We start from the raw sequence: 14,649 nt of genomic DNA, 5'->3' as shown, positions 1-14,649 counted from the left end.
GATGAAATACAACATTTTCATGTTGCTTTAACGTAACGAATACTTTGGTGTTCGCGTCCACTGTTTAGTGTCTGGGACAATACCGGCTGCTGAGCGTTGCATCCTGTGTGGGTGTGTGTTTGGGTGGTTGTTGGTTGTTCTGTTGGTTGTGTCGGTGGTTTTTGCGGTGGGGTCACGCCCGGTCCCTTTTCGAACCCGGAAGCTAAGTCTGCCTGCGCCGATGGTACTGCACTCGGGAGGGTGTGGGAGAGTAGGTCGCCGCCGGCACTAAAACTTGAATATATGGATTAGAGGCCTTCACCAGATCCCCATTAGGGGAAACGGTGGAGGCCTCTTCCTGTGTTTGGTACCATAATTGGGCACTCCGCAAAACATGATCGTTATCCCTTCAGGTAGCATTTATGGCAACGACAATCTGATGTGGGGTGTTCACTATCGAGGCGTTCTTCGCCATCGCATTTGGTGTCCTGGCTCTAAACCTGTTGGTCGCGCTCGTCGTTATTGCCGCTAGAAAACGCAGTTGGATATTATTGCTGCTGTTATCCGGCACGGCGGGCGCAGCTATGGTCGCGGTGCTGGGGCAACTCACCGACCCTCCGATGAGCCGATATGCGGATATTGTCGCTTTATTTACAGGTCTCGCTGTATTTAGTGCAGTAATTGCCGTCGTGGCCTATCGACGACGCCTGGATCGACCGATTCAATTCGCGTCAGGTGATGACTGATGATCATCAATATTCTTTCCGTCGGATTCGTACTTATCGGCATTCTTTTCTTTTCTGCTGGAACAATCGGTCTGATTAGATTTCCTGATGTCCGCAGTCAATTACATGCATTGACTAAGGCAGATAATCTTGGTCTAGGTATGGTGCTGTTCGGTGTCGCCCTATATGCCCGTAGTGTCTCGACCTTCATCATTTTGTTTATTGCATGGCTGATGGCGCTAGGTGCAGCGTCAGTGTCAGCGCAACTCCTTGCCCATGCGGCAAAGGACGGTGATTCCTGATGGCCACTGATGCTGTGGGAATTGTCGACGTATTCCTGTCACTGACTGTGTTGGTGTCGGCCGCGGTCGCATTATTTTTCCCTGGTCGGCGTTCCCAAGTCGCTGGATTCTTGGTGATGGGCGTATTTGTCACGCTCGTCTGGTTCCGGCTGGGCGCAGTGGATGTCGCACTTGCAGAGGCAGCACTGGGGACTGGCATTCTTTCGGTCCTGCTTGTGTGGCTCGTTGTCCGGGCGCCGGTTTCCCCGAAGTCGCTGAAGTCCGAGGGGCAGGTGTTCTCGGCGTGGGCGAGGTGGGTGATGTCGGTTGTGGGATTAGTCGTCGGGATGCTGCTTGTAGCGGTCGCAACGTCGACCGTTGTGCGCGCCGATCAATACTTGCCCCACTGGGACGTATCACCACAGTTAGAGGGCATTGGTGTCGAACACGGTGTCACCGGCGTTTTGCTGGCGTTTCGCGGGTACGACACTCTTCTGGAATCTGCTGTCCTGATGCTCGCGGCGCTGACCGTGTTCAGCCTTGGACGTGACAATTCGGTTCGCTACACGGACTTCCAACGCCCACCTGCCTCGGACATCCTCGGCTTCCTCAACCGACTGTTGGCTCCAGTGTTGATCTTGTTCGGCCTATGGATTCTTTTTGCCGGCAGTTCTGACTCCGGCGGGGCCTTCCAGTCAGGTGCCGTACTGGCGTCCGCGCTGATTTTAATGAGAGTCTCGGGTACTCGGATGGATGCGCTGACTCGCTGGCTTCCGACGGCATTGGTCGTGGGTGTCATCGTCTTCGTTCTCGCAGCAATTCTCGGTCCGGCGATCGGGGAGAATTGGCTCACCTACCCGGAGACCATTGCATTCCCCGTGATCCTCGTCGTGGAGATCTTCTTAACGCTTGGGATCACAGCGGGCCTGTATGTGCTTTACCTGGGGCTGGAATCGCCAGGCCGCTCGATAGCGGGGGAGAGCGCAGATGAGTGATCTTTTCTCTGGGGTAGAGCTGTACCAGTGGTACTTGCTCGTCGGAGTGCTCATGGTGGTTGCTGGTGGGATCCGGATGCTGTTGGCAGCAGATCGAGTGGCACGAGTGGTGTCGATGAACGTGTTGGGCGCAGGAACCCTGTTGATCCTCATCTCCCTGGCAAGTCGATCGGATCCGGCGGATGACGTCTTAACCGCCTTGGTGATTACGGGATTGGTGATCACTGTGGCGTTCACCGGGATCGCAGCGGTCCTGATTCGGCGCATCGAGACCTTCGCTCCGATGGACCATGGCCCTGACCTAGAAGACGGTGACGAGGCGGTGGGCGTGCTGTGACACTCGCACAAACCTCTCTTGGAGCACTGGTACTTCTGCCTGTCCTCGCAGCCGCGGTCAGCGCTTTGTTGCCGATCCGGGGGCGTCAGATTCTGGCTACCGTGACCGGTGGCGCGGTCGTTGTCCTCAGCGCGATTCCTGCGTGGTCTGTCTTCCATGGGGACGTCGTGGAGATGAACTTCGGTGGGTACGCGCCGCCGCTGGGCATCATGCTCAAGGCGGACGGGCTCTCAGTGTTGTTCCTCCTGGTGGCGTCGATTGTCGGTTTCGCGGTGACACTGTTTGCACCACTTGATCCCAGTTCGACCGGCAAACGTCTGGTGCGGGCTTCATCGAGCGGAACGGTTCGGTGGGTGGCGGGCAACCCTGGATTCTGGCCACTGTGGTTGGGCTGCTGGGGAGGTCTGAACGCAGTGTTCCTCGCCGGGGACTTGTTCAATACGTATGTCGGACTTGAGGTCGTCGGGATGACGGCCGTGGGAATGGTGGCACTCGGCGGTCGTGATGCCTGGCGTGCGGCTGTTCGATATTTGTTCGTTGCGGTGCTCGGCTCGATGTTGTTCCTCATCGGAGTGGGACTGATTGTGTCCGTGACCGGGACGCTGGATTTCACCCAGGTCTCCGAGTCCATCGCGGCTAATGAGGACAGCCATGGAACGGTCGTGCTGGCTGTGCTGCTGATGATCGTCGGTCTGGCAATGAAGATCGCGCTGGTGCCAATGCACGGATGGCTCATTCCGGCGCATGCGGGTGCACCGGCCGCGGTCTCTCCACTGCTGAGCGCCTTGGTGATCAAGGCGTCCTTTTTCGTGATGCTAAGGATTGTCCTGTGGGTGGCCGGTCCTGCGTTATTGCCAACTGTTGCCGGTGATGATTACTACGCCGATCCTGCTCTGCAGACCACCTTTGGGTGGGCAGGCGGGACACTCGCGGTACTTGGAACTGCGGCGATTCTCGTCGGATCAGTGATGGCTTTGCGGCAGACTCGCCTGAAGCCTCTGGTGGCATATTCGACCGTCGCGCAGGCTGGTTATTGGTTCCTGATGTTCCCGATCATCCTGGACCCGGACACCCCGAATTTGGATCAGTTCGCTGTCACCGGACATGGCTCCGACATGATTGTCTCGACAGCAGTGGCGGGGACCGTGGCACTTGCCGTTGGGCATGGGTTCGCGAAGTCGGCGATGTTCCTGGTGGCTGGTTATCTCAAGGACGTCTACGGCACCGACGAGTTGGATGAACTTCGAGGCGTCTACCGCACGCATCCGATGCTCGTGATGGCGATGGGCATGTCTGCCGTGGGTCTGGCAGGAATGCCGATCTCGTTGAGTTTCGCGGGGAAGTGGCTGCTCGGTACAGCGGCGATCGCCTCCAGTCACTACTGGTTACTCGTCGTGATTGTCGTGGCGACACTGTTGTCTGCGGCGTACTTGCTTCGAGCGATCACACCTTTATTGGTCGCGGTGGACGATGATGACACCAGGTTGGAAGCGCCAGAGAAGGTCATCGAACGCATTCCGGTCGCTGCGCAGTTCCTGCCGTTCTTCCTCGGAACCGCCACGATCTTGACTGGGTTCTTCGGTGCGTTTCTCGGCGCACTTCTTGATGTGGGGGCGCCATGGACCTGAGTTATCTGTTCGCCCTCCCGGAGAACTACTACGCCTGGATCCCACCGGTACTGGTCGGGCTGTCGCTCCTAGCCGCGATCATTATCTTCCCGCTGCGGGAGAACCAGGTGAAGACCCGCACCACCGTAAACATCGGTGCTGCGGTGTTGAAGCTGCTGCTGGTGCTGTTGTTGTTCCCCATCGTGATCAGCGACAGTGAGCACCCAGAATTCACCATGCCGTTTTTGCCTGGCATCGACTTAGTGTTGCGGGTCGATGAGCTCAGCCTATTCTTCGCGACGCTCTCTGCGATGTTGTGGCTCCTCACCACCATCTACGCCATTGGCTACTTGGAGAAGGGCCAGAACCGTTCGCGATTCTTCGGCTTCTTTAGCCTGTGTGTGACGGCGACGATCGGCATCTCCTTCTCTGGCAACCTGATTACGTTCCTCGTCTTCTATGAGCTTCTGACGCTGGTGACGTATCCGCTCGTCGCGCATTGGGGCAAGCCCTCGTCGCTGCGCGCGGCCCGCATCTACTTGCGCTACACGCTCGTCGGTGGACTGGCTCTTCTCCTCGGTGTCATTTGGTTGACGATGTACGCCGGATCTGCCGACTTTGCGCCCGGCGGTGCTGATGGGGTCGCGGAGTTGGCGCAGGAGAGCCCTGCCATCGCAACGATGATTTTCGCCTTGCTCATCATTGGGCTCGGCGTGAAGGCAGCGATCTTCCCGCTGCATAGCTGGCTGCCGAAGGCGATGGTCGCTCCGGCTCCGGTGTCTGCACTTCTTCACGCGGTCGCGGTGGTGAAGGCTGGTGCATTCGGCATCGTGCGAGTGGTAGACGATGTGTACGGCATAGACGTCGCAAAGCAGCTTGGAGTTCTTACCCCGTTGCTGGCGATCGCTTGCTTCACCATCATTTATGGCTCCTACCAGGCGCTGCGGCAGCGCGACCTGAAGAAGAGATTGGCCTTTTCTACGGTCTCGCAAGTGAGCTACGTGATCGTTGGCATCTCACTGGGCACGGTGGTGGCCGCGACCGGCGGCATCGTTCACCTGGTCCACCAGGGGCTAATGAAGATCACGCTGTTCTTCTGTGCGGGCCTGTTTGCAGAGACAGCCGGAGCCACGAAGATTGAGCACCTGAACGGACTTGGGAAACGATTGCCGGGAACGTCGGCAGCGTTCACTATCGGTGCGTTCGGCATGATCGGGCTGCCACCGACTGCTGGGTTCATCTCGAAATGGATGCTCGGCGCGGGCGCGCTGGAGTCGGATCATTCGTGGGTGTTGTGGGTCCTGGTGACGTCGTCGATCCTCAACGCGCTGTACTTCCTTCCCGTGGTGTACGCACTGTGGTTTGGGGACGAGCAGAAAAGCCCGCTTCCCGACGCCCACCTCACCACCCGCCACAAAGAGCCACCAGCCCTTTTGATCCCGACTGTCATTACAGCGGCCTCAATTCTCATTGTGGGAATCGCGGCGTCACTGCAGTACATGCCGTTGGATATCGCCCGCCAGATCGCGGAAGGAGTCTTCGGATAATGCTTATCGCACTGTCTTTGTTGTCTCCGGCACTGTTCTGCGCGGTATTGGTTGCGTCGGGTTTTGGGCCTCGGCGAGTTGGAAAGCCCGTCCGAAATGTTGTCTGTGCGCTCTCGCCTGCCGCAGTGGTGCCCGCTGTGTTCCTCGCTCTGGTCGGGGATGGAGTGGCACTGGATCTTCCGTGGATGCTGTTTGGGTCCAGACTTCAGGTCGACGGCGTAGCTCGGCCGCTGCTGTTGATTGCGGCAATCCTTTATGGGGCAGCTCTCATCGCACTGTCCTGGCGCCGCAGCCCTGACCGGGAAAACCGCAATGCGGTGCTCGTGGGCTTCCTGCTTGCCAGCTACCTGGGCAATATCGGGGTGTATTTGGCGGCGGACGTCGCAAGCTTCTACCTCTGGTTCGCGATCATGAGTTTCTCTGCGGTCGGCCTGATCATCCACTACCGCACCGCCAAGGCCCGCCGGGCGACGGTGTTCTACCTGGTGATGTCTGTGCTCAGTGAGACTGCACTACTAGTCGGATTCCTGACGTTGGTGGCCTCTGGCGCGCACTTGATCGACGAGGTAGAGGGGGCTTGGGCGGATTCGGATGTCGCCACCATCACGATGGTCGCCCTCCTCATCGGCTTCGGTATTAAAGCCGGCTTGGTGCCGCTGCACGTGTGGCTACCGTTGGCACACCCGGCAGCGCCTCCGGCAGCGTCAGCGGTGCTCTCCGGTGCAATGGTCAAGGCCGGACTGGTCGGGTGGCTGCGGTTTTTCCCGCCAGTGGAGACAGTGGATCAGATCAGTGTCGCAGGCTGGATCCTCGTGGCCCTCGGTCTACTCGGTGCTTTCGGAGGGGCATTGGTGGGTGTCCTTCATAACGACCCCAAGGTCGTGCTGGCGTACTCGACGGTCTCTCAAATGGGATTCATCACCGCGACCGTCGGTGTGAGTCTGATTCGTCCAGATCTTGCTCCCGCTGTCACCGCAGCGGCGCTGCTCTACGCAGTGCACCACGGCCTGGCGAAGGGAACGCTCTTCCTCGCGGTGCCGGTCCTGCAGAAAATGCGCGCCGGTGTGTCCTTGACTGCCACATGCCTGGCGACGCTTGGTGCTGCGCTAGCGGTGGTTGGGCTGCCATTTACTTCCGGATCATTCGCTAAATACAGCTCGAAATATGCGGTTGATGAGTTCACTCTCGTTGGCATTGGGATGGACACCTGGCTGACAATTGTCGCGGTCGGCTCGGCGGCATTGCTGCTGCGCCTCGGGTACATCCTGTGGACAGACGAGAGCGACCGGGACCTCGCCCCAGACGGGCAGCTGCTTGCCGTGCTGATCACCGCGCTCGCCGGTGCGACTCTGCCCTGGTGGATTGGCCGTAACTGGCTCGGTGAGAGTTGGCCTTCGCTGGGTCTCCCGACGATCTGGCCCATGATCTGGCCTGCCGCAGCCGGCCTCATACTCGGTGCGATCTTGATAAAGGCTCGCGTACCGGCTCCACCTGCAGGGGACGTGGGCACAGCGGCCGAGCATGCCGTTGAGGCTATGGTGCCTCGAGGAGGAAATCTTCTCAATACCACCCACGAGAGAACTCACTCAATCGGCGAACGCCTGATCGCGATGGCGCGCCGGGCTGGAGAGTCGACAAACGCCGTCATCGAAGGCGGCGAACTGCGCTGGCGAGGCTGGCAGGTCTCCGGCGTGGCAGTGCTGCTGGTGATGGGTTTGATACTGACAGTGATGATCGTGAGTGGAGGGTGGCTCCGATGAGGTACCTCGGTGCAATCGTTGTCCGTGGACTGCTCTTAGTCGTCCTCTGGGGAGCACTGTCTGGGTGGAGCCTGGACTACGCGCTTTACGGAGTGGCGTCTGTACTCCTGACCTTGGCGGTCAGTCTGAAATTGTCGCCACCGTCGGGGCATGCGCCGTCCCCGATGCGCTCACTAACGCTGGCTGGGTGGTTCATGGGGCAGGCGGTAGTGGGAGGGGTTGACGTCGCAAAGCGCGCGGTTGCCCGAACCCCAGACATCGATCCCGCCGTCCTGAACGCCGACCTGGTTCTTCCGCCAGGTCCAGCCGCCGAACTCGCATTGCTGCTGATGAATCTGATGCCCGGCACGATGGTGCAGCACGTCGCGCAGGATCGCCGAAGCGTGGAGCTCCACACCTTGTCTGAGGACCTGGATCCGGTGGAACAGTGGATGTCGCTGCAACGTCGGGTAGCCGCTGCGGCCCGGGTAGATACCCCGGTGGAATAATGACCGCCATGACGATCATCGCGGCGGCAGACGGCTCGGCACTCGGCAATCCCGGACCGGCCGGGTGGGCCTGGTACATCGACGACGACACGTGGGCCGCCGGTGGCTGGGACAACAGCACCAACAACCGAGGCGAACTCACCGCAGTGGCAGAACTGCTCGAATCCACCGCTCACAGGGCCGAAGAGCGCCTGGAGATCCTCTGCGACTCGCAGTACGTTATCAATTCGGTGACCAAGTGGATGAAGGGCTGGAAGAAGAAGGGCTGGAAGAAGTCTGACGGCAAACCGGTCCTCAATGTTGACCTCATGCAGCGCATCGATGCGGCGATGGTTGGCCGCGATGTGCACTTCGAATGGGTCAAGGGTCACGCCGGCCACGAGCTGAATGAGGCTGCAGACGTTCGTGCCCGCGACGCCGCGGGGGCGTACCAGCGCAAAGAAGCACCCAACCACGGACCAGGGTTCCCCGGGGCGTCCGGTCCGGTGCAGGCCGACGGTGCCACCGCAGCACCTGTTGCGCCTAGCACGCCCGAACCCGCTCAGGAAGGGCTCTTCGACGAGCCGGATGAAGCCCGGGTGTTGGCGCTGCATCGGACGTTGGCTCGGGCCGTCGGGAAGCTGATGGAAGGCGACGGCAAACGGGCGCGATTCCTAACCCGCGACGCTGTGGTGATCCCCGGGGTCGACACCCTGCCGGCGCAGTTCCCGGACGCGCGGGTAGAGGTCGGCGCGCGCTCCGGAACGACGGTGGTCACCGTCGCACGCGCGCAGGGAATGGTGGCTACCTGTACCTGGGACATGTTCGGCGACGGCACTCTAGTGGCCGTTCATTCATCCGGCGTCTGACCTGGTAGCGTATCCGTGAACTGCAGCGCGTCACGTGGCGCGTTGTCATGCGTTAATCAGTAAGGAGTTCCCAGCAGATGGCTGAACACGACGATCGACGTCGCGACGGTGGCGAGTCCCGCGGAAACTACCGTGGCGGCGAGTCCCGAGGCGGCAACCGTGGCGGCCAGTCGCGCGGTGGCAGCCGTAGTGGCGGAAGCCGCGGCGACTACCGGGGTGGCCGAGACGGTGACTCCCGTGGGGGAGACCGTCGAGGTGAGTACCGCGGTGGGCGCGATGGAGATTCCCGTGGGGGAGACCGTCGTGGTGAGTACCGCGGCTCTCGTGACGGGGATTCCCGTGGAGATCGTCGTGAATACCGCGGTGGCCGTGACGGTGAATCGCGCGGCGGCAACCGTGGGGGCAACTACCGCGGAGATCGCGATGGGGACTTCCGCGGCGGACGTGGGGGAGACCGTCGTGGTGGCGGTGGCGGAGGACGCAGCGGCGGCCCGGACCGCCGTCACTCCAACCGCGGTGGCCGCGAACAGGATGACCGCAGAGGGCCGCGTACCGGTCCGGAGCGTCCCGGTTTCCGCGAGGAGCGCCTGCAGATCCGTGCCAATGAGCCGGACTTGCCGGAGGACGTGAAGGCCGACGAGCTTGACCCGTCAGTGCGCCAGGACCTGCGCAGCCTGTCCAAGGACAACGCCACCGCCGTTGCCCGGCACATGGTCATGGCAGCAGGGCTGCTCGGCGAGGACCCTCAGCTGGCGCTGCGTCACGCTCGTGCAGCTAAGGACCGCGCCGGCCGCGTTGGTGTGGTCCGTGAGACCAATGGCGTTGCTGCGTACCACGCAGGTGAATGGCGCGAGGCTCTCTCGGAGCTCCGTGCGGCCCGCCGTATGTCCGGTGGTCCGGGCATGCTCGCCGTCATGGCTGACTGTGAGCGTGGCCTTGGCCGCCCGGAGAAGGCCATCGAAATGGGTCGCTCCGAGGAAGCCAAGCAGCTCTCGAAGACTGACCGCACTGAGCTGGCCATCGTCGTCGCCGGTGCCCGCAGGGACATGGGCGATCTCGAAGAAGCAGTCCTCGAGCTGGAAATGCAGGACCTGAACCCGGACCGCAAGGACGCCGAGGCTGTCCGCCTGTTCTACGCATACGCAGATGCTCTGGCTGAGGTTGATCGCAATGACGAGGCTGCGGTCTGGTTCCAGCGCGTTGTCGCACTTGATCCCGAGGGTGAGCTCGACGCGGATCTCCGCGTCTCCGAACTGAAGGGGGAGTAACCCATGGCCGCACCCGGCTCGCTCGCATCCCACTACGATTCCGCACTGCTTGATCTTGACGGAACTGTGTACGAGGGAGGCAGGCCCGTTCCGGGTGCGCTTGAGGCGCTCCGCGATGCCGGTCTGCCGATGAAGTTCATCACGAACAACGCCTCGCGCTCACCAGTTGCGGTGAGCGATCAGTTGGCAGGAATGGGCTACGACTGCGTCCCGGATGATGTGCTGACCTCGGCGCAGGTGGGCGTGAGCCTCCTTGCAGAGACAGTGGAGCCCGGTGCGAAGGTCCTGGTCCTGGGTGCGGACTCTTTCCGTGAGCTGGTCAGTGATGGCGGTTATGTCGTGGTCGACTCTGCAGATGATGCTCCGGCCGCCGTAATTCAGGGCCATAATCCGCAGACCGGGTGGGCGCAGCTCTCCGAGGCGGCCCTGGCGATCCAGCGAGGTGCGACCTATGTCGCCTCGAACCTGGACACCACCCTTCCGATGGAACGCGGTTTCCTCGTCGGTAATGGTTCGATGGTCGCCGCGGTCGTGAGCGCTACCGGTGTTACTCCGCGTAGCGCGGGTAAGCCGGAGCCGGCAATGTTCCATGTCGCAGCTAAGGCCGCGGGCTCTGAGCGCCCATTGGCAATCGGCGACCGGCTCAACACCGACATCCGAGGCGGCAATAACGCTGGCATGGACACCCTGATGGTTGTCACCGGAGTCTCCGGGCATCGCGACGCGCTCACCGCCGTTCCAGAAGAGCGTCCGAGCTTGATCGGCGCAGATATGAGCGCACTGCAGGCGCCGGCGGAGCAGTCAGCGCCGAGAGCACAGGCGGATTTCACCGCCTCGCTCGAAGGCACCACGCTCACCCTCAGCGGTGGCGAGGCTGATCTGGCGCCGGCTCAGGCTGCGGTGGCTGCTCTGCTTACTGCGGCTGAGATCGTCTGGGCCGCATACCCGGATTCTGCCGCGGACGACATTGAGATCGTCGCAGCATCGCCGCAGGCGCAGTCGGCGCTGGATAACTGGCGATGATTCCCGGGCCTGTTCCCGGACTAGAATCGGTGACCGTCCGATACGACCGGGTCATGCAGACCCCGGCGGCAACCGTGGATGACCGTGCCGAAAAACTGGAGCGGGCCCACCAGGTGCTCCGGGAGGCACTTGGTGAAGGAGGCGACGGTGGGGTCTAAAGGTGCGGGTCGACGGCGGCTCGACGCGGAGATGGTGCGGCGCAAGATCGCCCGGTCGAGGGAGCATGCAACGGACCTGATTCGCGACGGCCACGTAGAGGTCAATGGCATGAAAGCGATTAAGCCTGCCACTGGCGTCACCGGAGATGTTTCGATCCGGGTCACGGGTGTGGACGAGGAAGAAGGGTGGGCCTCTCGGGGTGCACATAAGCTCCTCGGCGCACTCGAAGCCTTCGAACCGAATGGCCTGACGGTCGCCGGCCGGAGGATCCTCGATGCAGGTGCGTCTACCGGTGGTTTTACTGACGTGTGTTTGCGTCGTGGGGCGACGGAAGTCATCGCCGCGGATGTCGGTTACGGGCAGCTCATTTGGCGCCTTCAGAACGACGACCGCGTCACAGTTCTGGACCGGACCAACGTCCGGTTCCTGGAGCCTGAGGCGATGGGCGGAACAGCTGACGTCATGGTCGGCGACCTGTCGTTCATTTCTTTGAAGTTGGTTCTGCCGGCAATCGCCGCGTGCATCGAGCCTGGCGGTGACCTTCTGCCGATGGTTAAACCTCAGTTCGAGGTCGGTAAGGACCGCCTGGGTTCCGGCGGAGTGGTTCGCTCACCGGAACTTCGTGCAGAAGTTGTTGCCGATGTTGTCGAAGATGCTCGTGCACTGGGACTGAGCCTGAAGCAGGTTGTGGCGAGCCCGTTGCCGGGCCCTAGCGGCAACGTTGAATTCTTCCTATGGCTGGTCAAGGACGGGGCAGAGAACGCTCCGGACTCCGAGGCAGTGCGCCACATGGTGGACACCGCAGTGGCAGAGGGGCCGGGTTAGATCCGGCTGACATCCCGAATGCGACCCCGGTGACTCGCAAGCTCGGTGAAATCCTGGATAATGGACAATGGCAAAGATGTTCGAATCCATGACGGCACATGAGCACATGAGGAGGAACCGTGACTGACAGACGAGTACTTCTAGTCCCGCACACGGGACGGAGGCCCAACCTGGCGGCGGCCGCGGAAGCGGCGCGGTTACTGGAGGATTCGGGGATCGAGGTCCGGGTGTTGGCCGGCGATCGGCCAGAATCCCTGATCAAGCACCCGGTGCTGGGCAGTTTCCCTCGCTTTGGGCACTCCACGGAGGCTGCAGAGGGCTGCGAGCTGATTCTTGTGCTGGGTGGCGATGGCACGTTCTTGCGTGCTGCAGACATCGCCCATGCCAATGACCTGCCCGTACTGGGCATCAACATGGGACATGTCGGCTTCCTTGCAGAGTGGGAGCAAGACTCGATGACCGAGGCTATTACCCGTGTCATTGACCGCTCCTGGCGCGTGGAAGACCGGATGACCCTTGAGATCACGGTGACAGATGTCGACGGAAAGCTGATCGGCGACGGCTGGGCACTCAACGAGCTCAGTCTGGAAAACCTCAACCGTCGTGGGGTCCTCGATGTCGTTCTCGAAGTCGATGAGCGTCCGGTGAGCTCTTACGGCTGTGACGGCGTGTTGGTCTCTACTCCAACCGGTTCCACGGCGTATGCGTTTTCCGCCGGCGGTCCGGTGCTGTGGCCGGAACTGGACGCCATGCTTGTGGTACCCAACAACGCCCACGCCTTGTTCGATCGCCCGTTGGTGGTGTCCCCGTTCTCCTCCATCGCTGTGGAGACCGGAGCCACGACGACGCCGGCAGAGGCAATTCTTGACGGCTTTAAGCGTCTGCAGGTCCCGCCGGGATCTCGTGTTGAGGTCAAGCGTGGTCCGCAGCCGGTGCGGTGGGTGCGTCTGGACGAGGTTCCGTTCGCGGACCGTCTGGTGCACAAGTTCCGACTTCCGGTGACTGGATGGCGAGGCCCGAGGAAGTGAGCTGCTGATGCTGACGGATCTGACGATCCGCGACCTGGGTGTCATACCTGGGTCCGCCGTTGAATTCAGTCCGGGCCTCACCGTCCTCACCGGCGAGACTGGTGCTGGTAAAACCATGGTCGTCACTGGCCTGCGTCTGCTTGTCGGTGGTCGTGCCGACCCTGGCCGCATTCGTGATGGTGCTCAAAAGGCAGTGGTCGAAGGTCATATCAGCCTCGAATCGCTTCCCGACGACTCCGTCGCCGCCGTCCGCGCCACCGTCGCGGAGGCAGGCGGCGAGGCTGACGAGAACGACGAGATCCTCCTGGCACGGCAGGTTTCTACTAAGGGCAGATCACGGGCGTGGGTCGGTGGACGGACTTCCTCTGCGGCAGTTCTGGCGGAGGTATCTGGCGAGGTCATCGCCATCCACGGCCAGAATGATCAGTTGCGCCTGCTCGGGGCGGACGAGCAGCGCGCGGCGCTGGACCGTTTCGGCGGACCGGAACACCGCAAACTACTGGAGAAGTACCGCAGCACCTACCGCTCGTGGCGAGAGCTTCGTAAAGATCTGGCCGAGCGCACGGAGAAACGCCGCGAACTTGCCATGCGAGCCGATCAGCTCCGCTTCGCGATCGAAGAGATCAACGGAGTCAATCCTGAGATTGGTGAAGATGAGCAGCTCACCTCGGCGGTGCGTCGGGTTGAAGATGTGGACACGTTGCGTGACTCCGGCCGCTCTGCCCTGGACCTGATCGACGGATCAGAGACTGATGACACTGATGGTGCCTCGAGCCTTCTTGGTCGCGCGCAGCAGCTGCTCGGCGGCACTGAGGATGAGGTGCTTGATGGTCTAGAGGAGCGCCTGGCGACGGTCACGACCATGCTGTCGGATATCTCCGTGGAATTGGGCCAGTTCCTCGAAGGTCTTCCGGATGAGGATGAGTCGCTGGATGACTTAATGAACCGCATCAATGACATCCGAGGTCTCACTCGCAAATATGCGCCGGATGTGGAGGGCGTGCTCAAGTGGCGTGACAAGGCCTCTCGTCAGTTGGAGGCACTCGACGTGTCCGAGGACGCTCTCACAGCACTAGCGGAGGCAGTGGACAAGGAAGAGAAGGAACTGTCGAGGCACTCAAAGAAGCTGACCCGTTCGAGGGACAAGCTTGCTCGGGAGTTGGCGGACCAGGTCACCAGCGAGCTCAAGGGCTTGGCGATGCCGAATTCCTCGTTGTCGGTCAGCATCTTCAGCGCCACGCAGTTTGGTCCCGATGGCAGGGATGTCGTTGAATTCGGACTTCGTGCTTTCGATGGTGCGGAGCCGCGCTCGTTGGCAACCAGTGCCTCCGGCGGCGAGCTCTCTCGTGTGATGCTCGCTCTAGAGGTCGTCCTCGCTGGTGGTGATACCGGCCGCACTCTGGTCTTCGATGAGGTCGATGCCGGAGTCGGCGGACGTGCCGCCGTGGAGATTGGCCGTCGGTTGGCTAGGTTGGCGTTGGGGAACCAGGTGATCGTGGTGACCCACTTGCCGCAGGTAGCGGCATATGCCGATTCACATCTGCACGTGCACAAGGATCTGGGCACCGGAGGTGTGGTGAGCGCTGTGCAGGAGCTTGATCGGGGCAGTCGGATTGAGGAACTCGCCCGGATGATGGCGGGCCTCGACGACACCGAATCCGGACGTGCGCATGCCTCGGATCTGTTCGCTAAGGCAGAGAAAGAGAAGGCGCAGTGGGGAGCTGAGCGGCGCGAGTGAGGCAGGTGGTCGAACAATGCCCCCACAGTCGGTGGCAGACT

The 14,649-nt window shown here is 61.4% G+C and carries 15 protein-coding genes and 1 rRNA gene; all 16 read left to right on the top strand.

The genetic code is table 11. From position 1 onward, the window contains the following. Positions 1-150: 150 nt before the first annotated feature. The 16 genes from rrf (at position 151) to recN (ending at position 14,608) form a co-directional block, all read left to right on the top strand. Positions 151-267, top strand: a 5S ribosomal RNA gene (rrf, locus tag YWU_RS0111370). Positions 268-425: 158 nt separating this feature from the next. Next, positions 426-725 carry a hypothetical protein gene (locus tag YWU_RS0111365; RefSeq protein ID WP_027020573.1) on the top strand — a complete coding sequence of 100 codons (300 nt, stop codon included), beginning with the start codon at positions 426-428 and terminating at the stop codon, positions 723-725. After that, positions 725-1,006 (top strand): cation:proton antiporter, encoded by a 282-nt coding sequence (locus YWU_RS0111360; protein ID WP_027020572.1) that lies wholly within the window; start codon positions 725-727, stop codon positions 1,004-1,006. Before YWU_RS0111365 ends, YWU_RS0111360 begins: the two co-directional genes overlap by 1 nt. Continuing rightward, complete coding sequence (locus YWU_RS16535) at positions 1,006-1,980, top strand: MnhB domain-containing protein (RefSeq protein WP_051260297.1); 975 nt, start codon at positions 1,006-1,008, stop codon at positions 1,978-1,980. The genes YWU_RS0111360 and YWU_RS16535 overlap by 1 nt, the downstream gene beginning before the upstream one ends. Beyond that, entirely contained in the window at positions 1,973-2,317 is a 345-nt protein-coding gene (locus YWU_RS16530; protein ID WP_205618331.1) for an NADH-ubiquinone oxidoreductase chain 4L, read from the top strand. Before YWU_RS16535 ends, YWU_RS16530 begins: the two co-directional genes overlap by 8 nt. Beyond that, positions 2,314-3,945 carry a complex I subunit 5 family protein gene (locus YWU_RS0111345; RefSeq protein WP_027020571.1) on the top strand — a complete coding sequence of 544 codons (1,632 nt, stop codon included), beginning with the start codon at positions 2,314-2,316 and terminating at the stop codon, positions 3,943-3,945. The genes YWU_RS16530 and YWU_RS0111345 overlap by 4 nt, the downstream gene beginning before the upstream one ends. Beyond that, positions 3,936-5,471, top strand: a complete 1,536-nt coding sequence (locus tag YWU_RS0111340) for a complex I subunit 5 family protein (protein ID WP_034647765.1) — start codon at positions 3,936-3,938, stop codon at positions 5,469-5,471. Before YWU_RS0111345 ends, YWU_RS0111340 begins: the two co-directional genes overlap by 10 nt. Next, positions 5,471-7,231 carry a complex I subunit 5 family protein gene (locus YWU_RS0111335; protein ID WP_034647763.1) on the top strand — a complete coding sequence of 587 codons (1,761 nt, stop codon included), beginning with the start codon at positions 5,471-5,473 and terminating at the stop codon, positions 7,229-7,231. The genes YWU_RS0111340 and YWU_RS0111335 overlap by 1 nt, the downstream gene beginning before the upstream one ends. Continuing rightward, the gene (locus YWU_RS0111330) at positions 7,228-7,719 is read left to right on the top strand and encodes a Na+/H+ antiporter subunit E (protein ID WP_027020568.1); all 492 of its coding nucleotides are present in this window, start codon (positions 7,228-7,230) and stop codon (positions 7,717-7,719) included. Before YWU_RS0111335 ends, YWU_RS0111330 begins: the two co-directional genes overlap by 4 nt. 8 nt (positions 7,720-7,727) lie before the next feature. Next, positions 7,728-8,567 carry an RNase H family protein gene (locus YWU_RS17985; protein WP_084142122.1) on the top strand — a complete coding sequence of 280 codons (840 nt, stop codon included), beginning with the start codon at positions 7,728-7,730 and terminating at the stop codon, positions 8,565-8,567. A 77-nt stretch (positions 8,568-8,644) separates the two neighbouring features. Next, positions 8,645-9,835: a tetratricopeptide repeat protein gene (locus YWU_RS0111320; protein WP_027020567.1), complete on the top strand. Its 1,191-nt coding sequence runs from the start codon at positions 8,645-8,647 to the stop codon at positions 9,833-9,835. A gap of 3 nt (positions 9,836-9,838) precedes the next feature. Further along, positions 9,839-10,858 (top strand): HAD-IIA family hydrolase, encoded by a 1,020-nt coding sequence (locus YWU_RS0111315; protein WP_027020566.1) that lies wholly within the window; start codon positions 9,839-9,841, stop codon positions 10,856-10,858. Next, entirely contained in the window at positions 10,855-11,016 is a 162-nt protein-coding gene (locus tag YWU_RS18360) for a hypothetical protein (protein WP_169718911.1), read from the top strand. The genes YWU_RS0111315 and YWU_RS18360 overlap by 4 nt, the downstream gene beginning before the upstream one ends. After that, a complete protein-coding gene (locus tag YWU_RS0111305) occupies positions 11,006-11,842 on the top strand; it encodes a TlyA family RNA methyltransferase (protein WP_027020565.1) in 837 nt (278 codons plus the stop codon). Before YWU_RS18360 ends, YWU_RS0111305 begins: the two co-directional genes overlap by 11 nt. 119 nt (positions 11,843-11,961) lie before the next feature. Then, complete coding sequence (locus YWU_RS0111300; protein WP_027020564.1) at positions 11,962-12,870, top strand: NAD kinase; 909 nt, start codon at positions 11,962-11,964, stop codon at positions 12,868-12,870. Positions 12,871-12,877: 7 nt separating this feature from the next. Then, entirely contained in the window at positions 12,878-14,608 is a 1,731-nt protein-coding gene (gene recN, locus YWU_RS0111295) for a DNA repair protein RecN (protein WP_027020563.1), read from the top strand. Positions 14,609-14,649: the final 41 nt, after the last annotated feature.

Origin of the sequence: Corynebacterium sputi DSM 45148, assembly GCF_000427865.1 — a bacterium.
In the GTDB taxonomy this organism is placed as follows: domain Bacteria; phylum Actinomycetota; class Actinomycetes; order Mycobacteriales; family Mycobacteriaceae; genus Corynebacterium; species Corynebacterium sputi.
Note: the sequence above shows the minus strand (reverse complement) of the source record. Positions and strands in the feature narration are given on the sequence as shown.